The organism is Bacillus fungorum (genome assembly GCF_002746455.1).
GTDB lineage: Bacteria > Bacillota > Bacilli > Bacillales > Bacillaceae_G > Bacillus_A > Bacillus_A fungorum.
In genome coordinates, this window is record NZ_NWUW01000014.1 from 20147 (window position 1) to 45863 (window position 25717).

21 protein-coding genes, 1 pseudogene and 2 other annotated features are annotated in these 25717 nt (G+C 34.7%); of the genes and pseudogenes, 4 read left to right on the forward strand and 18 right to left on the reverse strand.

Going from position 1 to position 25717, the window contains the following annotated elements; translation table 11 throughout:
- Positions 1–32: 32 nt before the first annotated feature.
- The 14 genes and pseudogenes from ileS to CO726_RS19025 all read right to left on the reverse strand — a co-directional run bounded on the left by ileS (position 33) and on the right by CO726_RS19025 (position 18292).
- Positions 33–3134 (reverse strand): isoleucine--tRNA ligase, encoded by a 3102-nt coding sequence (ileS, locus tag CO726_RS18965; RefSeq protein WP_000754925.1) that lies wholly within the window; start codon positions 3132–3134, stop codon positions 33–35.
- Positions 3135–3188: 54 nt separating this feature from the next.
- Positions 3189–3428: a binding site (T-box leader), on the reverse strand.
- 99 nt (positions 3429–3527) lie between these two features.
- A complete protein-coding gene (locus CO726_RS18970) occupies positions 3528–7730 on the reverse strand; it encodes a bacteriocin-processing peptidase family protein (protein WP_099685293.1) in 4203 nt (1400 codons plus the stop codon).
- Positions 7731–8027: 297 nt separating this feature from the next.
- Positions 8028–8737 (reverse strand): annotated as a pseudogene (locus CO726_RS18975) (class I SAM-dependent methyltransferase).
- A 12-nt stretch (positions 8738–8749) separates the two neighbouring features.
- Complete coding sequence (locus CO726_RS32525; protein WP_245916696.1) at positions 8750–8905, reverse strand: hypothetical protein; 156 nt, start codon at positions 8903–8905, stop codon at positions 8750–8752.
- A 175-nt stretch (positions 8906–9080) separates the two neighbouring features.
- Positions 9081–10769: an arginine--tRNA ligase gene (gene argS / locus CO726_RS18980; RefSeq protein ID WP_099685294.1), complete on the reverse strand. Its 1689-nt coding sequence runs from the start codon at positions 10767–10769 to the stop codon at positions 9081–9083.
- A 44-nt stretch (positions 10770–10813) separates the two neighbouring features.
- Positions 10814–11028: a binding site (T-box leader), on the reverse strand.
- A gap of 41 nt (positions 11029–11069) precedes the next feature.
- Positions 11070–11846, reverse strand: coding sequence for a class I SAM-dependent methyltransferase (locus CO726_RS18985; protein WP_099685295.1), 777 nt, complete (start codon positions 11844–11846; stop codon positions 11070–11072).
- Positions 11847–11895: 49 nt separating this feature from the next.
- Positions 11896–12330 (reverse strand): BrxA/BrxB family bacilliredoxin, encoded by a 435-nt coding sequence (locus tag CO726_RS18990; protein ID WP_098761179.1) that lies wholly within the window; start codon positions 12328–12330, stop codon positions 11896–11898.
- Positions 12331–12413: 83 nt separating this feature from the next.
- Positions 12414–12797: a thiol-disulfide oxidoreductase DCC family protein gene (locus CO726_RS18995; protein ID WP_099685296.1), complete on the reverse strand. Its 384-nt coding sequence runs from the start codon at positions 12795–12797 to the stop codon at positions 12414–12416.
- Between the two features lie 3 nt (positions 12798–12800).
- Positions 12801–13928, reverse strand: coding sequence for a conserved virulence factor C family protein (locus CO726_RS19000; protein ID WP_099685297.1), 1128 nt, complete (start codon positions 13926–13928; stop codon positions 12801–12803).
- A gap of 148 nt (positions 13929–14076) precedes the next feature.
- Entirely contained in the window at positions 14077–14427 is a 351-nt protein-coding gene (locus tag CO726_RS19005) for a single-stranded DNA-binding protein (protein WP_099685298.1), read from the reverse strand.
- Between the two features lie 158 nt (positions 14428–14585).
- Positions 14586–14840, reverse strand: a complete 255-nt coding sequence (locus CO726_RS19010; protein WP_099685299.1) for a DUF4318 domain-containing protein — start codon at positions 14838–14840, stop codon at positions 14586–14588.
- 105 nt (positions 14841–14945) lie between these two features.
- Positions 14946–15677: a Bax inhibitor-1/YccA family protein gene (locus CO726_RS19015; RefSeq protein WP_099685300.1), complete on the reverse strand. Its 732-nt coding sequence runs from the start codon at positions 15675–15677 to the stop codon at positions 14946–14948.
- Positions 15678–15752: 75 nt separating this feature from the next.
- Complete coding sequence (locus tag CO726_RS19020; protein WP_099685301.1) at positions 15753–17648, reverse strand: ABC-F family ATP-binding cassette domain-containing protein; 1896 nt, start codon at positions 17646–17648, stop codon at positions 15753–15755.
- The gene (locus tag CO726_RS19025) at positions 17645–18292 is read right to left on the reverse strand and encodes an HD domain-containing protein (protein WP_098761186.1); all 648 of its coding nucleotides are present in this window, start codon (positions 18290–18292) and stop codon (positions 17645–17647) included. The genes CO726_RS19020 and CO726_RS19025 overlap by 4 nt, the downstream gene beginning before the upstream one ends.
- Positions 18293–18401: 109 nt before the next feature.
- On the opposite strand from CO726_RS19025, the gene CO726_RS19030 reads away from it, so the two are divergent.
- Complete coding sequence (locus CO726_RS19030; RefSeq protein WP_099685302.1) at positions 18402–19121, forward strand: hypothetical protein; 720 nt, start codon at positions 18402–18404, stop codon at positions 19119–19121.
- Positions 19122–19282: 161 nt separating this feature from the next.
- Here the strand turns inward: CO726_RS19030 and spoVS are convergent, their stop codons facing one another.
- Both spoVS and CO726_RS19040 read right to left on the reverse strand, forming a co-directional pair.
- Positions 19283–19558, reverse strand: a complete 276-nt coding sequence (gene spoVS, locus CO726_RS19035; RefSeq protein ID WP_097952820.1) for a stage V sporulation protein SpoVS — start codon at positions 19556–19558, stop codon at positions 19283–19285.
- A 448-nt stretch (positions 19559–20006) separates the two neighbouring features.
- Positions 20007–21608 carry a lipase family alpha/beta hydrolase gene (locus CO726_RS19040; RefSeq protein WP_099685303.1) on the reverse strand — a complete coding sequence of 534 codons (1602 nt, stop codon included), beginning with the start codon at positions 21606–21608 and terminating at the stop codon, positions 20007–20009.
- A 550-nt stretch (positions 21609–22158) separates the two neighbouring features.
- Between CO726_RS19040 and CO726_RS19045 the strand changes: the two genes are divergently transcribed.
- A complete protein-coding gene (locus CO726_RS19045) occupies positions 22159–22998 on the forward strand; it encodes an arylamine N-acetyltransferase family protein (protein ID WP_099685304.1) in 840 nt (279 codons plus the stop codon).
- Between the two features lie 96 nt (positions 22999–23094).
- On the opposite strand, the gene CO726_RS19050 is transcribed toward CO726_RS19045, so the two are convergent.
- Both CO726_RS19050 and exsG read right to left on the reverse strand, forming a co-directional pair.
- Positions 23095–23304, reverse strand: a complete 210-nt coding sequence (locus tag CO726_RS19050) for a hypothetical protein (RefSeq protein ID WP_136699744.1) — start codon at positions 23302–23304, stop codon at positions 23095–23097.
- A gap of 218 nt (positions 23305–23522) precedes the next feature.
- Complete coding sequence (exsG, locus tag CO726_RS19055; RefSeq protein ID WP_098761190.1) at positions 23523–23675, reverse strand: exosporium protein ExsG; 153 nt, start codon at positions 23673–23675, stop codon at positions 23523–23525.
- A 208-nt stretch (positions 23676–23883) separates the two neighbouring features.
- On the opposite strand from exsG, the gene CO726_RS19060 reads away from it, so the two are divergent.
- Both CO726_RS19060 and ric read left to right on the forward strand, forming a co-directional pair.
- A complete protein-coding gene (locus CO726_RS19060; protein WP_099685306.1) occupies positions 23884–24516 on the forward strand; it encodes an excalibur calcium-binding domain-containing protein in 633 nt (210 codons plus the stop codon).
- Between the two features lie 351 nt (positions 24517–24867).
- A complete protein-coding gene (gene ric / locus CO726_RS19070) occupies positions 24868–25575 on the forward strand; it encodes an iron-sulfur cluster repair di-iron protein (RefSeq protein WP_099685307.1) in 708 nt (235 codons plus the stop codon).
- The last annotated feature ends 142 nt before the right edge of the window (positions 25576–25717 follow it).

Genomic DNA, 25717 nt, shown 5'->3' on the forward strand with positions numbered 1-25717 from the left:
GAAGTTGGAATCATTCCAACTTCCTTTTTTCTTTAATGAGCCGCGCTTAATTTAATTCGAACTTTCGCTTCACCTAAAGATAGTTCATCGTCTTCATTCGTTAAGTGATCAAATGTAAATTGCTTAACGAGTAAATTTTCTTCCAATAAATCTTTATGGTTCGTTAATGTTCGTTGTAGTTCTTCCTCTGTATCAAGAATAACATCTACTCGTAAATTAACCGGTAAATTTAACTGCTTACGATATTCTTGAACCGCTCGAATGAATTCACGAGCTACTCCTTCTTGTAACAATTCTTCCGTTACATTCGTATCTAACATAACTGTATATTGTCCGTTAGTCGTATTAGAAAATCCTGATTTTGCGACTTTCTCTACCAGTACATCTTCAGCTGTTACAACTACTTCTTCTCCTGGTGCTGCTTCGTAAACTGCTCTTTCTGTAGATACAAAATGTTGCACTTCTTCTTTTGGTAATTGTTTTAGCCATGTATTTACTGCATTCACATTTTTACCAAGCTTCGGCCCAGCTGTTTTAAAATTCAGCTTTAATTGATAGGACGTATATTTCGTTTCATCGAGTTCAACATGAAACGCTTTGACATTTAGCTCATCCATGACGATATCACGATAAGATTCCCAATCCATATCATTTTCATTATGCGCTAGTAATACAAGTTCTGCTAACGGCTGTTTTACTTTTAAAGAATGCTGATTACGATTACTTCTTCCAAGTTCAACAACCTGTAAAACTGCATCCATTTCCTCTTCTAATTTCGGCTGAAGTAGTGATTCATTTACAACTGGATAATCCTCTAAATGAACGCTACTTGCAGTTAAATTCAAATGAATATCTTCAGCGACAAACGGTGTAAATGGTGCAATTAATTTACTAATTGTTACAAGTACTTCATGAAGTGTCTCATACGCAGCTGCTTTTTCAGCATTCATACCAGACTCCCAGAAACGATTACGTGATCGTCTTACATACCAGTTACTTACTTCATCTACAAGTGCCGCGATTTCACGAGCTGCATTCGTAAATTGATAATCATCAAGTGCTGTTCTCACTTTTTTCGTAGTGCTATGCAATCTTGATAATACCCATTCATCCAATTTCGTCCGCTTTACATCATACGTTTCTTTCGGATTATACCCATCTAAATTTGCATATAAAACATAGAAGCTATACACATTGACTAATGTATCTACAAACTTAGATTTTGCTTCCAGTACTGTTCTTTCAGAAAAACGTTTCGCATTCCACGGTGCACTGTCAACGAGTAGCGCCCATCTTAAAGCATCTGCACCAAACTGATTTACTAAATCAACTGGATCTAGTGCATTCCCTTTACTTTTAGACATTTTCTGTCCTTCTTCGTCTAATACATGTCCTAGTGATAACACTCGTTTATAAGGTACTTTTCCTGTATATAGTGCTGATACTGCTAATAAACTATAAAACCATCCGCGTGTTTGATCAATGCCTTCTGCAATAACATCCGCTGGAAACTGTTCTTCAAATAACTCTTTATTTTCAAATGGATAATGATATTGCGCAAATGGCATGGAACCACTATCAAACCAAACATCAATTACTTCTGGTGTACGATTCATTGTACTTCCGCATTTTTCACAGCAAACTTGCACTTCATCTACATATGGCTTATGCAATTCCAAATCTTCCGGTGTTTCTTTTGTACTATGCTTTCTTAAATCAGCAATGCTTTTCGGTGCGAATTGATGATCGCAACTTTCACATTCCCATACGTTTAATGGTGTTCCCCAATATCTATTTCGGCTAATATTCCAGTCCACCATATTTTCTAAAAACTTACCAAAGCGTCCATGTTTCATATGGTCTGGATACCAAGTAACAGAATCGTTATTTTGCAAAAATGTATCTTTAATTGCAGTTGTTCGGATTAACCAACTCTCTCCTGCATAATAAAGAAGTGGTGAATCACAACGCCAGCAATGTGGGTAGCTATGTTCATACTTTTCTTTATGATACAGTAAACCTTCCTTCGCTAAATGACGAACGATATCCACGTCACAATCTTTAACAAATTTCCCTTTCAAAAATGGTACTGCTTCTGTATATTCACCTTTCTCATCTACAACATGCAAGAATGACAATCCTTCACTTTGAACGACTCTATAATCGTCCTCCCCATATGCTGGAGCGATATGAACGAGTCCTGTACCACTATCTGCCGTGACAAAATCTGCTGCGATAACGTGATAGCCATTTGTAACTTCTTTCATTGGAAATGGCGGCATATAAGATGTGTTTACTAATTCTTCACCTTTATGAACAGATAATACTTCATAGTCTTCTTTTAATACATCTTGTACACGTTCTTTCGCAACAATGTATACATGACCTTCTTGTTTCGCTTTCACGTATTCCATATTTGGATGTACAGCGAGCGCAACATTTGCTGGAAGTGTCCAAGGTGTCGTTGTCCACCCTAGGAAATATTCATTTTCACTATCTTTTACTTGAAACTTAACTGTTGCACTTAAGTCTTTTACTGTTTTATACCCTTGTGCAACCTCATGTGAACTTAGTGAAGTTTGACAACTTGGGCAGTATGGTGAGACTCTATGCCCTTTATACAATAATCCTTTTTCATGAATCGTCCCTAAAATATGCCATACACTTTCGATATATGGATTCTCTAGCGTAACGTATGGATCATCCATATCTACCCAATAACCGATGCTTTCAGTGAATTCACGCCACTGCTTCTCATATGTGAATACACTCTCTTTACACTTCTGAATAAATGGCTCAATTCCATACTCTTCAATTTCATGTTTACCAGAAATACCGAGTTGCTTCTCAACACCTAATTCTACAGGTAAACCGTGTGTATCCCATCCCGCTTTTCGTAGCACTTTATAACCAGCCATCGTTTTATATCTTGCTACTACATCTTTAATTGTCCGTCCAAGCGCATGACCTACATGCGGTAATCCATTCGCCGTTGGTGGTCCTTCATAAAACACAAAAGACTGTGCGCCTTCTCGATTCTGAATTGATTGCTCGAAAATACTTTGCTCGTTCCACTGCTTACGAATACGTGTTTCTCTCCCTACAGCTGACTCTTTTACATCTACTTTCTTCATCTACAATCACTCCTTTTGAATATTTTAAAGCACACAAAAAAACCGTCCCCATGAAGTAGGGACGGGTTTAACCGCGTTACCACCCTAATTCTATTAGCTCTTCGCTAATAGCACTTAGCAACGTACTATCATACGTGTTCTTTGTAACGGTAGACATCCGTCCGAGCTTACTTATTTTCAGCCTCGGCTCCTCGGAGATGATTTTCAAATAACGTCTGCACACCGGCTTTCAGCTATACACCGGCTCTCTGGGGAACAATTCATTATTTTACTCGTTCTCGTCTTCAGATTTGTATACTTTATTAAAAGCTATTTTATGCCATTGGGCAATAAATTGTCAACTAATTCGAAATATATATTTAATTATACCCTTTTTTCACAATTCCTATACAATTATTTCTTAAATTCTTGTATTCCAGCTAAATCTTCATCTTCTTCAATAAGCTCAGCAAAGAATCTTGATTCATCCTCACGAAGAACAATTTCAAGCTCTTGCTTCGCCTCTTCAATTCTATTTAACTGTGCTAAATAACAAGCGCGATCATATCTTGCTAACAAATCACTCGCATCTATTGTTAATACATCATTTGTTATTTTTTCTGCCTTTAGTGTTTGTCCGGCACCATGATACGAAGATGCTAAAGAAAGAAGAATTGCTGCTTCATTTGGATGATGTATAGAAGCATTTTCTAATACATGAATTGCCTCTTCAAACCTTTCTTGACTTTGATACATTTCTCCTAAAGCAAGAAACGCTCTACTTACAAACGGTGTTTGCTCCATTAATTGTAAGGTAATCTTTTCTGCTTTTCTTTCTTCTCCTATTTTAAAGAATACTTGTGCTTGTAAAAGAAGCGTATCATAATCATCTGGTAACTCTCGAACCATTTGCTTCGTTAATTCTGAAGCATCCCGTAACATATCTTCTTCCTCACACGCCATGAAAAGATTTACAAGTTGCTTCGCTACATCGTAATCCCATTTATTTTCTAACGATGTTTGCAATACATCTATCGCCTCTTTATACATCGCCACATTCTCGTAAAATAGTGAAAATCGCTGCGCTGCCATACTATTTTTTTGATTTAACTTTAACGAGATTTCATACAAATCAATGATTGTAGTAATAATCGAAATTTCTTTCGCACGGTTTTTCATACGATAAAAAGCTCTCGTAATTATGGATTTTTTCGGCTGTTCATTTTGTTGCCGTTCAATCCATCTTTCCGTCACCGCAGATGCAGCATACATAAATGCCATACTTCTTTCTGCCTTCTTCACCTTTAATGTATGAAGAAAATCTCGTATGTTAGACAATTTCTTATGTTGTTCTATCGTTTTTACATACACATCAAATATTTGTTCATTATTTGCATCTTTTTGTATAACTTTCATTGCAATTTCAATTGCTTTTGCATTCCTTTTTTTCACTAACACTTTGGCATAATGATATAGAACTTCTATATGCTCACTATCTAATTGAAGTGCCTCTTCAATCTGTGCTTGTTCTTTATCTATTTCATCCATCGCTCCATACACATATGCAATCGCATCTAATCGCCATATTTCAGGTGCTTCGTCCGCTAATTGTTCTAGTTCTGTCAGTAACTCTTCCTGAAGACTCATTTCTACTGAAAGCTGTGCCAAATATTCCATATTAATATGCATCGGCTCTTCTTTCATAGCCTGAACCATATGACTTTGTTCTTTAGAACGGTTTTCTTCTTTTTCGTATATTTCCGCAAGCTGTAAATGTACACCGACGAAATTCCCATCAAGCTCTAAACAAGTTTCATACGCTTGCTTTGCTTCTGTCAATTGCCCTAATGCCATAAGTGTTTCACCAATTCGGTAATACGGTAATGCCGTTTCCTTTTGTTCTATCGCCTTATTATACCTTTTCATCGCTTGGCCGTACTGCCCAATAGATTCATATAAAATACCTGTATAACAACCGTATTCGCTTATTTCATTTCTTTCTTTGTGTAACGTTCTTAAGAATGCTATACCTCTTTGTACAAATACCGTTCCTTTAATTCGATTCACATATTCATCTAACGCACTTGCCACATTATATTCGCTCTGCTTTATACCACTCTCTAAATTAGACAAAGCTACTTTAAACCCTTCTTCATTTCCACCAAGTTCAATCTCAGCATCCCATAAAACCATTCCCGCATTCATAAGAAAATCTTGGCTCTTTTCAATTTGTTTTTCAATACCGAGAATATATTGTTTCGCTTCCTTGTATTGTTCTTTCGCCATATAAACTTGCGTAAGTCCAAAGTGAGAATAAACATCATCATGATTTTCTTCTAAAGCACGATTATACAATGTTTCTGCTTCTTCCAGACTATCATTTTGAAAATGATAGTCACCCAATTTTACATATAAAGGCGCCTTATCATCACAATTCTCAATACCTTTTAATAAAATTTCTTTCGCACTTTCCTCATCCTTCAAATCAGAGTCGTATATTTCCGAAAGTTTCGTGTAAATGTAAGGTGCATTGCTATCCAAATGAATCGCTATTTTAAGCCCTTTTATCGCTAAATGTAATTTCCCTAAATGATGCGCACATCTCGCTCGCTCATACCATACATGTGCCTCATTTTTATGCTCTTTTAACAGATCGTTAAAGATTTCATACGCTTCTTCATATCTTTCTAAATCTATTAATATTAACCCGTGATTCGTTAAAGTGAACCTTTCTGGACTACGTTCTAAAGCAACTTGAGAAAGCTGCAACGCCTTTTCAGATTGGTCAATATACATATATGATAAAGCGAGGAAACTCCAAGCAATCGGCTGATCTGCATCTAATTGTAATGAGGAACAAAAACTTGAAATTGCTTCTATATAACTTTCCTGTTCAAAAGCATATCTTCCGTTTATTAAATGATATAAAGCACGATTATTTTTCTTCTCAACACTCGCGAGCATTTGCCCAGCTTTTTCTAATTCTTGAAGGCGAATAAAGCACTGCGCACCATGCAATTTAACAAAATCTGAGCTTGGAAACCTCTTCATTAACTTTTCAATACAAGATAAAATAAACTCATTATCTACTTCAACATCTAAATGTTTAACCGTATATAACCACGTATTCGGATTATCACTCGTCTCTTTTAAAAATTGTACTAAGTTATGAATCCCATCTTTATCTTGTTCATCTAAATGATCCGTTAGAGAAAAAATGGATTTAAAATAATGATTTTCTTCTTCATTTAAAAATGATAATTGTCCCTTCTTTTCTTTCGGAACAAACGTAATCGCTAAACAACCTGTATAACGATATTTTTCTTGTAATTTACTATATTCCACAATAACTGGTTCTATAAAGTTCGGATCTTGAACATAAAAAGCTTGTAACGTATCATCATATCCAGCTAGCACTTGCACATGTGAAGCATGCTCAATATCTATACTTAATAATACGGGAATCCCCTGATCTAGCAGTCTCTTATAATTTTCTACATTCCCTTTAAAATAACGATATTCATAACCTAATTCTTCTAAATAAGAAACAGTATCTGAAAACTTCGAGCCTGTCATATCGAAAATAAACTCTGCTATTTCATCTTGTGTACGTTTTTCTCCCCATAACTGCAACATCATTTCCAAACTTGTCGGTACACAATAATTATCCTTTTGTACAATGGGAACTATCGGCAGGTGAACCTTTTTTCCATTTGGATTTTTTTCTAAATTATGATATAAAGACCCTTTTAAACTTTTTTCTTCTTTTAATAACTGTTGTAAATCTACAAGTTTATTCATTTTGTAAAGCGCTTCTGCACGTAAATGTACAAAGTAAGCTTTATACGCATGATAAGGAAGCTGATTATTTATGTTATCTATTACCGCTAACATCTCTTCATACTTCCCTAAATCTAATAAATATTTTACCTTTTCAAAATGAAAATATGGTACTTGCGGGAACTTTACAATCGCATCATCAATTAGCTCCAAAGCACGTTTTTGTTCTCCTTTATTCGCATATAACTGTGATAATAAATAGGTAGATAACTCTTCACAATCTTTATGCTGCATGCCGGCTATAAATTGTTCTTCTGCTTTCTCCCATTCACCTGTATGCATATAGACGTAGCCCCATTTATCAAATACAGCACGTGCACTGTACTCTTCTGCTTTTTGCATATAAAAAAGGGCTTCTTCATTTCGTTTCATTTCTAACAAACATCGTACTAACGTAAAATATGTTTTCGCTAAAAGATCAACTTCTATTTCTTCTTTATTTACCTCTTCTAATGAGTCTTTTAACAACTGTTCTACTTCAAGTATTTTCCGCTCATCAATTAACTCATCACAATATAAAGAGAGCGTTCTCATATTTGGAAATTTTTTATAAGCGTAGCGAATGAGGAATGAACTATATTGGTGCATAAGCCCTTCATCAGTAAGGCGTATTAATATATCAAACTCCTTATGTGAAGGAATATTAGCAAGCCAATTTTTCACATAAGATAAAGTATTCTTTTCTTTTATATATGAAATTTCATTATTTATTTCCTGTAATCCATCTATAAATCTCTTGTCTTTTAAACAAGCATCTAACTGCTTAAAATCTAGCATGTATTCACCTCGAATATTTATTTAAACTGCTACTTGCTTAGATTTTACACATCATATAGTAGGTATTCAACTAAAATCTCCTATAATGGATGGTATTATTTAATATTATTTGAATTTATAACAAAATATAGTAAATTTGATTGTTTTTCTCTGTATTTTGTTTGATTATATGTGATAACGTAACATGCGGATCTTATCTTTTGTAAGTTCAAATCAGTACATAAAATTATATCGGTGATTTTACGGTGATATCGACTTACCGACTAAAAATGTAAATCCTCAACACATTGCTACCTTTTAACATACTATTTCCCCAAATGTAATTTTCATATTTGGAGCATATATAAAGAGGAATATAGATGAAATGCTTTAAAAAATTGTAGTTCAGCTTCGTATTGAGTTAGCGCATCATCATATGTTAATCCTCTAACCATTAAACATTCTATAAATTGCTGTTTATCACCTGGATTTCCCGCAATCCCCTCTTCCTTTAATGAATGATACAACTTTTGTTTATCATTATGATGCATATTAAAATCTAAAAAGTTCACTTTATCACTCACTCTACATTCAATATTTTTTACGCCTAGTTCACTTAAAAAGATCGGTATTTTCATACCAATATTTCCATCTTTTCCGCTTCTCTGTGTGTCACTTTCAAATAACTTCTGCAAAACACCTAGCCTCATAATTTCCGATTGATTCTCTCCTTCTAAAGAGTATGAAGACATATTTGATATCCAATGTGGTTCAAAACAGATTATTTTTCCGCCCTTTTTAACTGAATGCATCATTTTTTGTAGCATCGTTTTTGGTGAACTCATATGTAACAAGAAAGCATGACAAATTGCTATATCGTATTTATCGTTTAATTGAATTTCTGTAGCATCTCCTTCAAGAAATTGTGAGTCATACGGAAGTAAACGAAACAACTCTCTCGCTTCAGCTAGTAATGTTCCCCCGCTATCAATACCTGTATACTTTGATCCTTTTGGAAGGAGTGGCATTAATACTAAGCCTCAATAACCATATCCACAGCCGTAATCAACGATATGTACCGGCTTAGTAATCTTCCAAACTGTATTTACTAAAAAGCTTACATAATTGTCGTTGTAATATAAATCTCTTGTATTTTTTAAATATGTTAGTTTACTGTTCCAGTCGTATGTTTCCAAGTTTAACGCTTCCTTTTTATATATGACATTACAATTCTCCATTTAATACGGACATTCCTACACCTGAAACAATTCTAGAAAAGTTTAGGTGTAATAAAATAATACTTTTGCTTTCACATTTTCTATAAAAATAAATAGGTATACATATCTACTATGATACGTATACCTATTTGTGTTACATCTCCTCAGGTGCCTCCACTCCAAGTAAACGTAATCCCTCTTTTAATACAACCGTCACAGCATACACTAATGCCAGTCTGCTGTCTTTCTCTTCGCTCTCTTCCAATATACGCACATTTCCATAATATTTATTGAACGATTGTGCTACATCTAATACGTATTTCGAAATAACCGATGGCTCATTTTTGTTGAAGGCTGCTTCAATTACTTGTGGGAATTTATTAAGTAATTTTACGACGCTCCAGCTATGATCATCTTTTAATGCATACGTACACGTTTCAAATTCTACACTTTCTTTTCTTAAAATAGAGCAAGCACGTGCATGTGTGTACTGTACATATGGTCCTGTTTCACCTTCAAATTTCAGCATGTTTTCTAATGAGAATTCAATATTATGCATACGCTCATTTTTCAAATCATGGAAAATAACTGCCCCTACACCAACTTGCTTTGCTACTTCTTCTTTCTGCTTTAAGTCTGGATTTTTCTCTTCAATATTTTGTTTAGCAAGTTCGATTGCTTCCTCAAGTACTTCTTCGAGTAAAATAACTCTTCCTTTACGTGTCGACATTTTCTTACCATCGTTTAAAATGAAGCCAAACGGTACATGTTCCATGCCGTCAACCCAAGTGTAGCCAAGCTTTTTTAATACAGTGAAAAATTGATTGAAGTGTAAACTTTGTTCTGGGCCAACTACGTATAACGCTTTATCAAATGCATATGTGTTTTGACGATATAGTGCTGCCGTTAAGTCACGTGTTGCGTAAATCGTCGCACCATCTGATTTTCTAATTAAGCAAGGCGGCATTCCCTCTTCTTCTAAATTAACGACTAACGCGCCTTCTGACTCTTCAAGCAAATCATGGTCCTCTAAAATCCCAATAAAGTCTTCCATTAAGTTATTATAAAAAGCTTCTCCTTGAAAATTAGTAAATTCTACACCGAGAAGTTCATAAATACGAGAAAATTCTTTTAAGGATTCGTGACGGAACCAATTCCAAAGCTCGACTGCTTCTTCATCACCTTCTTCTAATTTCTTAAACCAAGCGCGTCCATCCTCTTCTAGTTCTTTGTCGTCTTTTACCTCATCGTGGAATTGAACATATAACTTAAATAGTCCACGTATTGGATCCTCTTTAACTACTGCTCCATTTCCCCATTTTTTATAGGCGGTAATTAACTTTCCAAACTGTGTTCCCCAATCCCCAATATAATTAATCCCTACAACTTCATAGCCACATTTTTCAGCGATATGTTTCAATGAATTTCCAATCATTGTAGAACGTAAATGCCCCATTGAAAAAGGTTTCGCGATATTAGGAGAGGAATAATCGATAACGACCGTTTTTTCACATCCAAAATGATTTTGACCGTACTCTTCTTTCTCCGCTAAAACCGTTTTTAATACTGCATCACTTACAGTTTCACGATTGAAAAATACATTTACGTAAGGACCAACAGCCTCTACTTTCGTAAAAAATGGATCCCTTAATTTCTCCGCAACTTCCTTTGCGATAATTGCTGGCGATTTTTTATATTGCTTCGCTAGTGAAAAACATGGAAACGCTGCATCTCCGAATTCATCTTGTTTCGGTGTTTCAATTAAATCTAAAATTTGATTTTGCGTTAATTCATGCGTAAAAATATTGGATAAACTTTTCGCAAAATACATTTTATAATCCATACTACAACCTCCTTATTTTTTAAACACAAAAAACTCGTCTCTATATAAGAGACGAGTTTTAACCCGTGGTACCACCCTTGTTGTTCATTACGAACCACTTTCCCGTTTATAACGAGGACAGGGGGCCTCGGCTTACTCTACTATTCGTTCAAGAAGCATCTCCGAAGTGCGCTTCATCTTTTCCTTCCGTACTAGGCTCACACCATCCCTAGCTCGCTTTCCTTCTAAAAAAGACTACTCTCTTCATCTCAGACAGTTATATTTAATTAATTATTGCTTATTATACATCTTTTCAAACAATTAGCAAGGGTCAATTACACCAAAGTGGAACTTAGCACTTTTTCTTTTGTATACGTGAAAATTATGTTTTTCAAATCTAGAACTACGGAAATGATCTTTCAGAACGACACGCTTTCTCGCCACACGCTTCGCTTCTGCAATTGTTTCGTCAGTAATATCATGATACAAAGCGAAATGTTTTAATCCTTTAATTCCATCTGATTCTATAACAGTTTCTTCAAACATTGGATCAAGGTAAACGACATCATAACTATTATCTTCACATTGTTTTAAAAATGCGACATGCTCCGTTTGCTTTACATCAATTCGTTGCATTGCTTTATCAATTTCAGAGACGGATGAAGACCATGTTTCCAAACCATTTCCCATGATATAAGCCATATATTTGTTTCCTTCAAGTCCTGTTACTTTTCCTCTTTCACCAACAATATAACTAGCTACAATACTATCTGATGCCATACCGAGCGTACAATCTAACACTGTCATTCCGCTCTCTAATTTAGCAGCTTGTACAAATGGATCGTGTTCTCCGCGCATTAATCTTTTCACACGAAACATCGCTGAGTTCGGATGAAAGAAAAACGATTCTTCCGTACCTTTCGGATAAATGGCTAATCGGTTTTTCCCTACAACAAGCACATCTTGTTCATACTGTTCATGCAGTTTATGTACTGGTATGTCATTACGTATAACGAAATTACTATTTAATTCTGCTGCTACCTGCTTTGCATAATCTGTCATTTCTTTGTTTGTTCTTCCAGCTGTTGTTACTATCATTATTTCACCTCTATATAAAGAAAAGAGGGAGATTTACTCTCCCCCTTCTTTAGCAATTCTTTTCGAAAGCTTGTTCTAAGTTCGTAATAATTTCGTCCATAGTTGCACCTTCAATTTCATGACGGTGAATGAAGTGAACAACTTCTTTTCCTTTTAATAATGCCATAGATGGTGAAGATGGAGGAATTTCTCCAAAGTATTCACGCATTTTTGCAGTAGCATCTTTATCTTGACCTGCGAATACAGTTACAAGATGATCAGGTTGTTTTTCAGCACGAACAACTGCTTGACCTGCTGATGGACGTGCTAAACCAGCTGCACAACCACAAACAGAGTTTACAACTACTAAAGTTGTACCTGTTACTTTTTCCATAAATTCTGTTACAGCTTCTTCTGTAGTTAATTCTTCAAACCCAGAACGCACTAATTCTTGACGCATTGGGATTACCATTTGGCGCATGTATTCTTCATAAGCATTTGACATCTTGTAATCTCTCCTTCAACTTTCATTCCAAATTCATCATATCACGCTCTATTAATAGGTGCAAAAGAAAGATAACGATGATTTCATTTTTTTGGAGGAATTTCACAAACCCCTTCACGGCAATGTCCAACTGGGACAAGTTTTCTATTGTTAGCAATATAATCGTATACTTTACTTCCAAATCCAAGTATGATAGATAGCTTTATAAAAGGAACGGCAAACCAATAAGAGGGAACGGACTTTGCTAATACATGTATGCTATGAATTCCGTCATACCATTTATTATTTTTTAAAATGTACAATCTTTGTTCCATCTTACTTTGTAGTTCTTGAGAAAGTTCATACCTCTCAACTACATCTTCATCCCGAAATGAAACAAATTTCATCTTACCCTTTTTATCTAATTTTTTCGTACGTTCTGCAACTGCCGTACACATCGGGCACCAGCTATCATAGAAAACAATCATACATTATTCCCCTTTACGAGACTCCGTCATTTGTTTCCATACAGAACCTTTTGCTTCTTCTCCGCCTTCAATACGCTCTAATGCTAGACGTGCTTGCATCGCTACTTCAAACTCTGGATCATCTTGCGCTGCTTTTAATGCTGGAATCGCACTTTCATCTCCAAGTTCAAATAAGAACATAGCTGCACGCCAGCGTACTAATTTACTTGAATCTTTCAGAGATTTAATCATAACAAACATCGCTGCTGGATCACCTACATCTGATAAGCAATCGCCAGCTGTACGGCGAACACTTACTGAACGATCTAATAACGCTTTATATAATAACGGCAATACTTCATCACCTTTTACCATACCTAAATACGCTGTTGCTAAACGGCGGATTGAAACTTTTTCATCATCTAACGCCATCTTCAACACTGGAACATCTTCTTCAGTAGGATCCATTTGTTCTAATGCTGCAAAACGATTTTTCCAGTCAGCATCTTTCATCATCTCTTCTGTTACTTTATATGGCTCACGCTTTTGAATCGTTACTTCAACAGCACCTGCTTGATTTAATAATTCTTTAACCGTTTCATTTACACGTTCTTCTGAATAAGCAGCAACAATCTCTTCTACTACTTCTTTCCCGATTTCTTCAAAATTACCGTAACGTGTACTTTGTTCCACCCATTTACGTTCTTTTACAACGTTTGGTGCAGACATTTGAACTTTCATAATCGATTCTTTAAAACGATCGGGTAAACCAACACGTTCTTCCGATGTTCCATCTGTTAACTTTACTTGCATTGGAATTGTAAAGAACATTTGAACAAACACTTTCACTTCCCCAAAATGAGCAAGTTGTTGTTCTTCACTTTCTTCTACTACCTCTTCGCCGAAAACAGCACGAACTTGTTGTAATAAAACTTTCCAGTCATACTTCGCATTTCGCTCCACTGCTAAAAAGTCGGCTACATGATATACACCTTTAATGCCTTCAATTTTCAAAATTTCTTGCACTTGCATTGGTGCTTGTTCTTTATTTTCATTTGTATAATTATTACGCGCTCCTGATGGTAATACTTCATTCAAAATAACTTTCATTGTATTTGGACTTGGCGTCGGTTCAATTGCTTTAATCTTCACGTAAAAAACTCTCCTTTATTGCGTGTTCTTACGTGTATTGTAACATGTTCCACCTCTCTAAACCTACTCGGATGCTTTATTTTGCTGATTTCTTTCCATCTTCATACTTTTTCATTCTCTCCCCACCTAATTCTCCCAAACTTATTTTTTAAAGCCCCATCTTATCGCGCTGCCCCTCCAGCCTTCTATCCAAAAATGTAATACTCTCAATCACAACCTCCGTTCTATATATTCTCTTTCCTTGATTATCATCGTAATTACTCGTATGAATACGCCCATTAATTCCAACAAGTGAGCCCTTTGTACAGTATTCTGATACATTTTCAGCGGATCTTCGCCATATCTGACAATTTATAAAATCTACTTGTTGTTCACCTAAACTATTTCGAAAACCTCTATTCACCGCAACACATATTCGTGCATAAGCGACGCCTTGCTTTGTGTAGTATAATTCTGGCTCCTTTGTCAATCTACCGATTAATACAACTCGATTCATCATAAGTTATACCACCTCACATATTTTTCTTTATTGTAAAGAAAAATGTGTGAAGGGTAAAAAGCGTAAAATAGTATATTTTAAAATAAAAAATATATTATTTTATCTTGTAAAAACAAAAAAGAAACCTTACATATTTTAAAGATGTAAGGTTTCAAAATTTATACTTCACTGCAAGATATGTAATAGCCTCCACGAGCCATCTTTATCTCAACGCGATACATTACATTTTCTAAGTAAAAAGTAATCGGTTTAACTTTACTCTCAAATTTTAGTCTTTCATTACATTCAGCCGCATATCCTTCTATTGCTGAAGTAATAACTTCTGATGATGGATACGTTAAAGCATCTTCTAGTTCTATGAAAAAACTTTTAGAAAATAGTTTTTTCATAATTCCTTTCTTCTCTTTCATCATATTCCATCCCCCTTTAACTCAAGTTACTAACATCCATATTATACCATATCATCAATTTATCTTTAAAAACAAAAAAATCCTGCATTTTTCATGCAGGATTTTTTATTAGTCATTTTTCGTAAAGTAAGAAACGAAACGAAGAATTTCTAAGTATAACCAAACTAATGTAAGCATTAGTCCCATCGCAGTGTACCACTCCATATATTTCGGAGCTTGACTACGTACACCATTTTCGATTAAATCGAAATCTAGTAATAAGTTTAATGCAGCAACTACGATAACAACTGCGCTAATAATAATACCGATTGTACCACCTTGGTGAATGTACGGAACAGTCACACCAAACATGTTTAGTAGAAATACGACTAAATACATAACCACAATTCCAAGTGTTGCTGCCATCACGCCTGTACGGAATTTATCCGTTACTTTTACTACACGTGTTGCATATAATACTAACATTGCAAATAGAATTGAGATTGTTAGTAATACAGCATTTAAAACGATAGAATCGCCAAATTTCATTGTATATACCGCTGAAATACTACCTAATACAATTCCTTCTACTGCTGCATAGATTGGCGCACCAAAAGGTGAAATACGTGGGAAGAACATAGACGCAAGTGCGATGATTGCCGCAACGATTAAAGCACCAATTAATACTGGCATCTTCATAGTCCCTTGCGTCATCTGTATGTATGAATAGACAGACGTTGCAAGTAGCAAGATAAGCATAATAAACGTTTTGCCTACTGTTCCGCCAATAGTCATCGCAGAAGCACTTGCTCCCTCTTTACGGAATGCCTCTTTTTTCAGCATTGGATTAGATGTTCTCATTTTTTCCCTCCTAAAATAGGTTCTACCAATAGTGTAAAGTTTTTCTCTTTACTTTTCAATATATGCAGCTTGTTTTTATTTTAATCCTTCAACAATGTCCGATAGTTCACTCCATCGTTCCATCGTTTTTTCTAGCACTTCTTCTGTGTTTTGCTGCGCTTCAGATAATTTTTGTGCTTTTGTGAAATCAGAACCAACATTCGCAAGTTCTTCTCCGATTGACTCAAGTTTTTCTTCAAGTCCTGCAATTGTATCTTCAATTGTTTCCCACTCACGCTGCTCATTATAAGAAAGTTTACGCTTACGTTGCTGTTTCGGCGCTTCTTCTACTACTTTTTTCTCTTTCTGTACTTCCGCTTTCTCGATAAGTTCTCTCTTTTTTTCCATTTCTAAATAATCCGTATAACTACCTAAAAATTCGCGCACTTCTCCTTCTCCCGTAAAGATGAACAACTCATCAACTACTTTATCTAAGAAGTAACGGTCATGCGATACTGTTAAAACGACGCCTGGGAAATCTTCTAAATAATCTTCTAATACAGTTAATGTTTGTGTATCTAGATCATTCGTAGGTTCATCCAGTAATAGTACGTTCGGTTCTCCCATTAATATACGTAATAAGTATAAACGTCTTCTCTCGCCACCAGATAGTTTACCAAGCGGTGTACCATGGGAATGTGGTGGGAATAAGAAACGTTCTAACATTTGAGACGCACCTATTACTTTTCCATCTGTCGTATGAATAACTTCCGCGATTTCTTTAATGTATTCAATCATACGTTGATTTAAATTCATTTCTTCATTTTCTTGCGTATAATAAGCAACTTTTACAGTTTGTCCAACTTCAATTTCACCGCTATCAGGAGATAGCTTACCTGCAAGCATATTTAATAAAGAAGATTTTCCGCTTCCATTCGCTCCAATAATTCCGATTCGATCTCCTGGTTTCACAATATGATTAAAGTTGTGTAATACCGTTTTATCACCGAATTTTTTCGTTACATCTTTTAACTCAAGTACTTTTTTCCCAAGGCGGCTACCGCTAAGCGCAATATCAACTGACTGTTTTGCAGCTGGTCCTTCTTGACCTTTTAGTTCATCAAATCGTTGAATACGTGCTTTTTGCTTTGTCGAACGAGCTTTTGCACCACGGCGAATCCACGCTAGTTCACGGCGATATAAGTTTTGACGCTTTGATTCCTGCGCAAGTTCTTGTTCTTCACGAAGTGCTTTTGCTTCTAAAAACGTACTGTAATTCCCTTCATAACTAAACAGCTTTCCATTATCTAATTCGAAAATGCGATTCGTCACACGGTCTAAGAAATAACGATCATGGGTTACAAGTAATACAGCACCTGTGTACCTTGCTAAATATTCCTCTAACCACTCAACTGTCTCATGGTCAAGATGGTTCGTAGGCTCATCTAAAATTAACAGATCCGGTGTTTCAATAAAACACTGCGCCATGGCAATACGTTTTTTCTGTCCACCAGATAAATTTCCAACAGTTGCTGTGAAATCCGTAATTCCTAGTTTCGTTAATAACGATTTTGCATTCGCGTTTGCTTCCCACGCACTCATCGCATCCATACGTTGTTGCACTGCAAATAATTGTTCCTGTACTTTTTCATTACTTGGATCTTTTTCGATATGTAATAGCGCCTTTTCATAATCACGAAGAAGACGAATTAAAGGTGTATCACCATGGAAGACTTGCTCTAATACTGTTAATTGCTCATCAAACTCTGGTTGCTGTGATAAATAACTAATTGTATACCCACGTGAATGAGTCATATCACCTGTGTCAGGAATTTCTGCCCCTGCGATAATTTTTAATAACGTTGATTTACCAGTACCGTTTACACCGATAATTCCGGCACGTTGTCCTTCTGCAATACTAAATGATAATCCATCAAATAACGGTTTTTCTCCATATGATTTTGATAAGTTTTCCACAGTTAACATTTTCATATTTGTGCATTCCACTCTTTCATAAATTGTTCAATAAACTGTTCCATATAACGATGACGCACTTCAGCCTCTTGTTTTGCTGCGTCCGTATTCATTAAGTCTTTTAGTTTTAAAAGTTTTTCATAAAAATGATTTAAAGATGGGTCGTTATTTTTTCTATATTCATCTTTCGTCATCACTTCACGTGGAGGAATAGTTGGATCATACATTAATCTCCCTTTGGCTCCACCATACGCAAATGTGCGAGCTATTCCAATTGCACCAAGAGCGTCTAAGCGATCTGCATCTTGAACAATCTTCCCTTCAAGCGACTCCACTTTACCGCCATGACCACCTTTATAAGACATATTAGCGATGATATGAAGAACATGTTTACTTTCCTCTTCTTCCACATGTAACTCTTCTAACCAATCAGAAACTTTTTTCATTCCTGCTTCTTCACTTTCATTTAATTTCTCATCTGCCACATCGTGAAGTAATGCTGCCATTTCAATTATAAAACGATTTCCACCTTCTTGCTCGGATAAAGAAATCGCCAGTTTATGTACGCGCTCAATATGATACCAATCATGCCCACTCGCATCTTTTTCTAAAATATGTTTTACAAAAGTAATTGTTTTTTGAATCTTTTCTTGTTTTGTCATTTTATCTTCACCCAGTTACTTATTGTAACACGCCCGCATTTTTTCATCACATATTTTCTTGTCCGCCCATACACTGGGTGGTAGGCATCATCATGAAGGAGGAATAAACATGTTCTATAATAATCAACCGCCTTACCCACAACAACCATTCTCCCCTCAGCAACAGGAACAAAGATATACTGAGCAATATGAAGAACAAGAGCTACAACAGCAAGAACAACAATATGAACAAAATCCATACGCAACACCACAGAACCAAGGACCTGAATACCCTCAAAACCCTTATGACACACGTCCAAATTTTGAATACCCTCAAAATCCATATGCAGAATCACAAAATCAAGAACAACAATTTCAACAAAATCCATATGCAGTACCGCAAACTCAAGAGCAACAATTTCAACAAAATCCATATGTAGCACCACAAAATCAAGAGCAACAATTTCAACAAAATCCATACCCAACTCAGCCTCAACAACCGCAATACCAACAACAAATGTATCAACCAAACTACGACGCACGTGTCTCACCACCTAAACCACCAACAATTGATCCAACGCAACCTCAAATTTTACCTCCTGGACCAATTACAGAACCGACACAACAACAAATTCAACAAGTTGTCGGTACACAGTTTTTACCTTTAAAGAAACCTGTACTAGATTTCGTAAAGCCTTGGGTAGATTACGGTTTAAATGAAGCAAAATACACATCACACAAACACGCTTTAACAGAAGTTGCTGCAATTATGTTTTTAGTTGGGAAAGGCTTTAATCCGACGATTGCGCATTATATTGTAGAATCTTGGGAGAAGAATGAACAGTTTTAGGGTTGTTTATTTTATGTTTTAAAAACTATAAAAGTGCCGTAAACGCCTGATATTCAAGCATTTACGACACTTTTAATTTGGTGTATTTATTTAATGTCACTTCAAGAGTTAAATACTATGCTGATTTATTATCTGCTACCTTTCGATCGATTAACTCTCTATTAAGACCTTTTCTTCCTAGGACCTATAATTAATTTAATCGCCGTTCTTTCTTGATCATTAATAGTAACTTCTTGAAATGCTGGAACAAAGGCTAAATCAATACCACTTGGAGCAACAAACCCTCTTGCGATTGCAATTGCTTTAATCGCCTGATTTAAAGAACCAGCCCCAATCGCTTGAATTTCTACATTGCCACTTGTTCTTAGTACACCTGCTATTGCACCTGCAACTGAATTTGGTTTTGATTTTGAAGATACCTTTAATATATTTTCCATGTAAGTTGCTCCCTCTATTATTTAATTACTCTTTCGTTACCGTATAAAATATTTCAACGTATCTTTAACTACTATTCACACCAAAAGAAAACAATACTACATATGTACATTCATTCGATACTTTTCGTCTTCTTCCTGCCCTACTATGTAAATAAAACAGACAGACTATAAACCCTAATATACAAATTTTTCAAAGAAAGAAATTCACTTAAATGATCACATCATTGCAACTGAGGATACTGGTTTTACTTTTGCAGGTGCAATTACAATATAAAAAGCAGTCCTGCTATATTTCAACATTTAAAGAATTCTCTACTAAATAATTAATCTTTGTGCCTTCAAAAATTTCCATTGTACCTTTCTATTAATCTAATAAACATGAAAAAGCACCTAACTCTTTTACTACAAAAGTTAGGTGCTTTTTATATTAAAAACTTCTCATTCTTTCTTATTTCTCCACATAAACCGACTTAACAATTGTACGATTATATGGTTGTCCTTCTTTATTCATCCCTTTTATATCCATCGTAACGTTATATACTCCTGGTTGCTTTATGTTTTTCAAAGCACCAGTAAATGTATTGTTATTAACATTTTGTAATTCATTAAATTCAGAGACTAGTTTTCCTTTTTTATTAACTACTCTTACTGTTATAGAAAGATCCCCTTTCATTTCAGGTGCCACAGGTGATTTTTTCAGTTTATACTCAGATTTATTCGCTTTAACTTTTGTAGGCATTTGGAGAACAAATGGTGCCTCACCCTTGTAATCGCTTACAAATAAATATGCATCTTTCGACTCCTTCGCCATCATTTTAACTTTCCATTCTCCTACATCCATTTTATCAAATTTAAATGTTCTAATTGTCGCACCACCAAAAAAAGATTCACCTTCACCAGTAGTTATAACGCTATCCTTATTTGTGTACATTTTTCCTTTTGGAGATATCATTTGTACTTCTACATCAGAAGAAGCAGTTAATATAGAAACGATTCCTTCTGCCTTTTTATCAACCGTAACGGTTTGCTCTATCCACTGATTTTGTGGCAATTCTCCTCCTAAAATATTTTGATTTGAAGTTGTATTTAATTGTTCTATATTTTCATTTGAACTAGTGCTGGATGCTACTAAAGCTGGAACCGGTACATTTGCTGTACGTAAATATGGTTCAATTCGTGAGAAAACAGCTGATCCTTTTCGTATATTATCATGATCAAATCTGGAATCTGTAAATAAATGAGTTCCATACGGCAGCTTAGCACTCCACTCATTTACTAGTCCATCATTTGAACCGTATGATGACAAATATAATCCGCCCATTGATAACGCCGAAAATACAGGGCCCCAGCTAGTCCCAGTAACTGTATAATAACGGTTTAATTTAGCTGCTGGATTATTATCAATCGTTGAACGAAATTTTGCCATTTCGCCCATTTGTAATGAATACGTACCATCATCTTTTTGACCTAATATAGAAGCAAGCCATCCTGCCCACCAACTATATGATAAATCCGCTAAATTCGATCCATGATGTGGCGTCGCAAGCGTAATAATATTTCCGACAAATCGATTTGCACCATATCCTACTAATGCAGCCTGTGTATCGATACCGCCTTTACTATGTGCTACAATATTAACTTTTTTACCGAAATGATTATATATTTCTTCTAATTTTTGTGCTAACAATTTTCCATTATCCCACTGACTAGCTGACCCTTTCCCAGCAGCATCATATAATTGTATAAATACTGTTTGATAGCCTGCTTTCAAAGCATAGTCATACATATCATTCATATCATGATATACTGTCTTTTCATACCAACTATCTGCATTCCCATTCCTTCCTTGCACAAAGAGAATTGGAGGCTTATTTTCATCATAATTAGCAGGTTTTTGGCCTACAAACCATTCTCCAGGTGTAAATACTTCTGTATCAGGAAATCCCTTTCCAAGCTCTTTTACAACTTCTGCCCGTACATTCGTGCTAATCATTGGAGCCATGATAAAAAATAAAATCAGTAAGGCAACACATCTTCTCATTAATCGCATGTTACTCCCCCCACTTTTTTTGAAAGAAGGTGCTCTTTGTAATATTTTTTATCTTCTCTCTTAATACTAGATAATCTTTTTACTTAAACAAGATCCTGTCCCTATTCTCACGAGATTACTAGTACCCCTTCTTCCTTAACACACGTTATTCTCTTTGATTCTATCTCTTCCTTTTTAGAGAACACTACAAAAAAGTTTCTCAATAATTGTTAACTTTTCTAAATCCAAAGATCCCCCAATTATTATTGTTTATACAAAGCATACAAATCTTGAAAAAATTTTAGTAAAAAAACATTTTATTACCAGCTATTTATAAAAAAAGATTAATGAAGATATATACTTTCATTTAATTAAATATAAACCAGACGAAAAGAAGCTTATATTGTAAGACTTTCCTACGATTAAAAATTAGACTGAAATTTCTAAATAGATAATAATATTTCCAGAAACATATATTATGATAATTTCCACAGACTTGAATTAAACTTTTAGAAGTACTAACCTATCGGTGAGCAGAAGAAATTTCTGTAAAAAGAAAGGAGAATGCTTTATGATGACCAATTTACAAAAGGAGTTTTTTAAACGATTAAAAATTCCTGCAAAAGAAATAACATTTAATGATTTAGATGAAATTCTCTTAAAAATGGGATTGATTCTTCCCTATGAAAATCTTGATATTATGGCTGGTACTATTAAAAACATCTCAAAAAATAACTTAGTAGAAAAGTTACTTATTCAAAAACGCGGCGGTCTTTGTTATGAATTAAACTCCTTATTGTATTACTTTTTAATTGATTGTGGGTTTCAAGTATATAAAGTAGCCGGTACTGTTTACGACCTTTACAATAATAAATGGAAACCCGATGATGGTCATGTCATTATCATATTAAGTCATGATAATAAAGATTATGTCGTGGATGCAGGTTTTGCATCTCATCTACCTTTACATCCAGTCCCTTTTAACGGAGAAGTCATCTCTTCCCAAACGGGAGAATATCGAATTCGTAAACAAAATACCCGAAAAGGTACACACATTTTAGAAATGAGAAAAGGAGCTAACGGGGAATCTACAAATTTCTTGCAATCTGAACCTTCACATGAATGGAAAATAGGCTATGCCTTCACTTTAGATCCAATAGATGAGAAAAAGGTGAATAACATTCAAAAAGTGATTGTAGAACATAAAGAATCTCCTTTTAATAAAGGGGCTATCACTTGTAAATTAACTGATTACGGTCATGTATCATTAACAAATAAAAATTATACAGAAACCTTTAAAGGCACCAAAAATAAACGTCCAATAGAATCAAAAGATTATGCCCGCATTCTTCGTGAATCTTTTGGAATAGCGCAAGAGAAACATGTAGGAAAAACACTAGAAAGAGGCTAGTTGACTATAAGTATTTCATAATAAAGCAGATTCCATATTTAGAATCTGCTTTATTTTATATTTTGTTATAAAGAAAATTATTTATGCTGTTACCCTTTAATTTTCAATGATATACTCCTCATCATATTTATCATATTGGAGGCCTGATCCTATTCTTGTTTCCGTAACTTGATCTCTTAAAAACGGTGCAGCTTCCATTTTGCTAGTTGCAATTTCAATTCCATATTTTTTCGTTAAATGGGCTAATTCTATTAAAAACCACTCTCTTCGCAATGTAACTGGAATATCAAATGTTTTTCTTTTCATATATAATAGCACCTCTTTAATTTTCATAGCTTAAAAATATCACTGGATGCACTTATTAAAACTACCTTTTACCACTAACATCCAATGAAACATTATAGTATATGCATGTCCATTTCAAATGTGCTATCACTAATATGATATTTAAATTCACATAATTATATTATGTAATAGTAGAAAAGGAAGGCATGTCCCTCCCTCTTCTACTATAGAGATTTAAATTAAGAACATCTTGGCACACCTAAAGCTAAAAAGAAACCTGCTACTCCCGCAGTAATCGGTACTTTTAACGTAATAACATCGTCTACCTTCGTTACTAAAAAGTAAGCATTACCGTCTTGTAAAATACAAGTTACTAACAATTGAAATTCCATTCAAATCTCCTCCTTTCAATCGATATACTATAATCTATGAAATCTCTTTCAAAAAGTAATAGGAAATATATTCATATTTCCTTATATACAGAATAAATGTTTATGAGTCTAGTAAAAATATTAATTTTCTAAATTTATTTAAACCGTGTAATATCCAATAAACTCCTATATAATCAATAGAGAAAATCTTACAAATAGAGGTATGAAAATGGCGATTTTGAGTAATATTGGTGCAGCTTTATTTTTTATTGCTTTTATTCTTTTAATCTTATGTATCATTTCATTCTTTAAGAAAAATGGAAAAGCACAACAATATGGTCGTCCTACCGTTATTCTTTTTATGATTTCTATTATATTAATAATGACCGGTACAATAAAATTTGAACACCCAGTCATCGAATTTTTTGCTATTTTAAGTTTTATTCTATTTATATTCTTCCTCGTACTTGCAATATTATCTGTTATTAAGAAAACAGGTGTAGCAAAAAAACAATTTATTATTACAGCCGTATTATTTGTCATTTTTGTTGCGCTATCAGGTATTTCAGCTCCTTCTTCTGAAAAAACGAAAGCAACTAGTAAAAAAGTGGCATCTAACAATGAAGAACAAAAAGATAGCGCACAGAAAAAAGAGATAGAAAAGAAAGAAGCTGACGAACAAGCTCGTAAACAACAAGAACAGCAAGCTCAAACACAACCAGCTAATGGTAATACTAATAGTACATACTACAAAAATTGTGATGCAGTTAGAGCTGCTGGGAAAGCTCCTTTGTATAAAAATCAACCAGGGTACAGCCATAAACTAGATAAAGACGACGATGGAGTTGCATGTGAAAAATAGTAGTAAAAAAGAAGCTTCTAGTAAGCTTCTTTTTTATTATCAAAAACTATTGCAACGAAGTACCCTCCCTCTTCCTTTTATCCCGCATTAACGAGCAGTAAGACCCCAACTTAAAATTCAGCGACAGCAAAGAAGTTAGGTGGAGAATCAACTGCCCGTAAAATCCCTATTGGTTCAACTAATAATCAGTGAGGGATGAACCCCCCCACTGATTATTAGTTGAACTTTATAAAACTCATTTTATTATTCTTAAAACTGACACATAATAAGTGATTTCAATCACCACATTGTTTTTCATTTATCGCTATTCTTAATTTAGATATTACATTCAAACTTTATGGAGGAATTCATATGGAACATACATTTACTGAAACTTCTATTGTTGGCGAGATTGTTACACAATTTCCGAAAGCTAGTGATCTTTTTAAAACATATAGAATAGACTTTTGTTGCGGTGGTAATAAACCACTTATTGATGCAATTCATGAAAGAAATTTATCAGCTACTGAAGTACTGACAGAGTTAAATACGCTTTATCATAATACGAAACGATTAAATGAATCTGAAATTGATTGGAAAAATGCTTCTTATCGTGAGTTGATTGATTATGTAATTAATAAGCATCATCGCTATTTAAATGAAGAGTTGCCCCAGTTAAGTCCATATGTAACGAAAGTATTACGCGTTCATGGAGCGAATCAGCTTCATTTAGCTCAAATTCATAAGCTATTTCATGAACTTAAAATGGAATTAGAACAGCATTTAATTAAAGAAGAAACGGAAGATTTCCCATTAATTTTAGCATTCGAACAAAATCCAACTGATGAAAACTATGCAAAGTTACGTAAAGTAGTAGATGAACTAGAAAATGAGCACAATCATGCCGGAAATATTATGAAAGAACTTCGTAAAGTGACAAATGACTTTACTCCTCCAGAAGGAGCTTGCGGCACTTATCGACTTGTTTATCAACGCCTTGAAGCGTTAGAGTCTGATTTATTTGAGCACATTCATTTAGAAAATAATATTTTATTTCCACGTGCCATTACGAGAGCGTAAATAAAGTACAGGACATGAGTATACATACTTATGTCCTGCTTTTTCATTTTGCGAAAAATATCCACATCCCTCCTCACACAAATCCGAATTTTAACAATTTGTGAATCATTGTAAAAATGTGATAAATATCACATCCCCCCCT

What these genes read in the sequence shown, in the direction of transcription:
- ileS (WP_000754925.1), bottom strand. Translation starts at nt 3,134, where the DNA reads ATGAAGAAAGTAGATGTAAAAGAGTCAGCTGTAGGGAGAGAAACACGT.
- CO726_RS18970 (WP_099685293.1), bottom strand. Translation starts at nt 7,730, where the DNA reads ATGCTAGATTTTAAGCAGTTAGATGCTTGTTTAAAAGACAAGAGATTT.
- argS (WP_099685294.1), bottom strand. Translation starts at nt 10,769, where the DNA reads ATGGATTATAAAATGTATTTTGCGAAAAGTTTATCCAATATTTTTACG.
- CO726_RS18985 (WP_099685295.1), bottom strand. Translation starts at nt 11,846, where the DNA reads ATGATAGTAACAACAGCTGGAAGAACAAACAAAGAAATGACAGATTAT.
- CO726_RS18990 (WP_098761179.1), bottom strand. Translation starts at nt 12,330, where the DNA reads ATGTCAAATGCTTATGAAGAATACATGCGCCAAATGGTAATCCCAATG.
- CO726_RS18995 (WP_099685296.1), bottom strand. Translation starts at nt 12,797, where the DNA reads ATGATTGTTTTCTATGATAGCTGGTGCCCGATGTGTACGGCAGTTGCA.
- CO726_RS19005 (WP_099685298.1), bottom strand. Translation starts at nt 14,427, where the DNA reads ATGATGAATCGAGTTGTATTAATCGGTAGATTGACAAAGGAGCCAGAA.
- CO726_RS19010 (WP_099685299.1), bottom strand. Translation starts at nt 14,840, where the DNA reads ATGATGAAAGAGAAGAAAGGAATTATGAAAAAACTATTTTCTAAAAGT.
- CO726_RS19015 (WP_099685300.1), bottom strand. Translation starts at nt 15,677, where the DNA reads ATGAGAACATCTAATCCAATGCTGAAAAAAGAGGCATTCCGTAAAGAG.
- CO726_RS19020 (WP_099685301.1), bottom strand. Translation starts at nt 17,648, where the DNA reads ATGAAAATGTTAACTGTGGAAAACTTATCAAAATCATATGGAGAAAAA.
- CO726_RS19025 (WP_098761186.1), bottom strand. Translation starts at nt 18,292, where the DNA reads ATGACAAAACAAGAAAAGATTCAAAAAACAATTACTTTTGTAAAACAT.
- CO726_RS19030 (WP_099685302.1), top strand. Translation starts at nt 18,402, where the DNA reads ATGTTCTATAATAATCAACCGCCTTACCCACAACAACCATTCTCCCCT.
- spoVS (WP_097952820.1), bottom strand. Translation starts at nt 19,558, where the DNA reads ATGGAAAATATATTAAAGGTATCTTCAAAATCAAAACCAAATTCAGTT.
- CO726_RS19040 (WP_099685303.1), bottom strand. Translation starts at nt 21,608, where the DNA reads ATGCGATTAATGAGAAGATGTGTTGCCTTACTGATTTTATTTTTTATC.
- CO726_RS19045 (WP_099685304.1), top strand. Translation starts at nt 22,159, where the DNA reads ATGATGACCAATTTACAAAAGGAGTTTTTTAAACGATTAAAAATTCCT.
- CO726_RS19050 (WP_136699744.1), bottom strand. Translation starts at nt 23,304, where the DNA reads ATGAAAAGAAAAACATTTGATATTCCAGTTACATTGCGAAGAGAGTGG.
- exsG (WP_098761190.1), bottom strand. Translation starts at nt 23,675, where the DNA reads ATGGAATTTCAATTGTTAGTAACTTGTATTTTACAAGACGGTAATGCT.
- CO726_RS19060 (WP_099685306.1), top strand. Translation starts at nt 23,884, where the DNA reads ATGGCGATTTTGAGTAATATTGGTGCAGCTTTATTTTTTATTGCTTTT.
- ric (WP_099685307.1), top strand. Translation starts at nt 24,868, where the DNA reads ATGGAACATACATTTACTGAAACTTCTATTGTTGGCGAGATTGTTACA.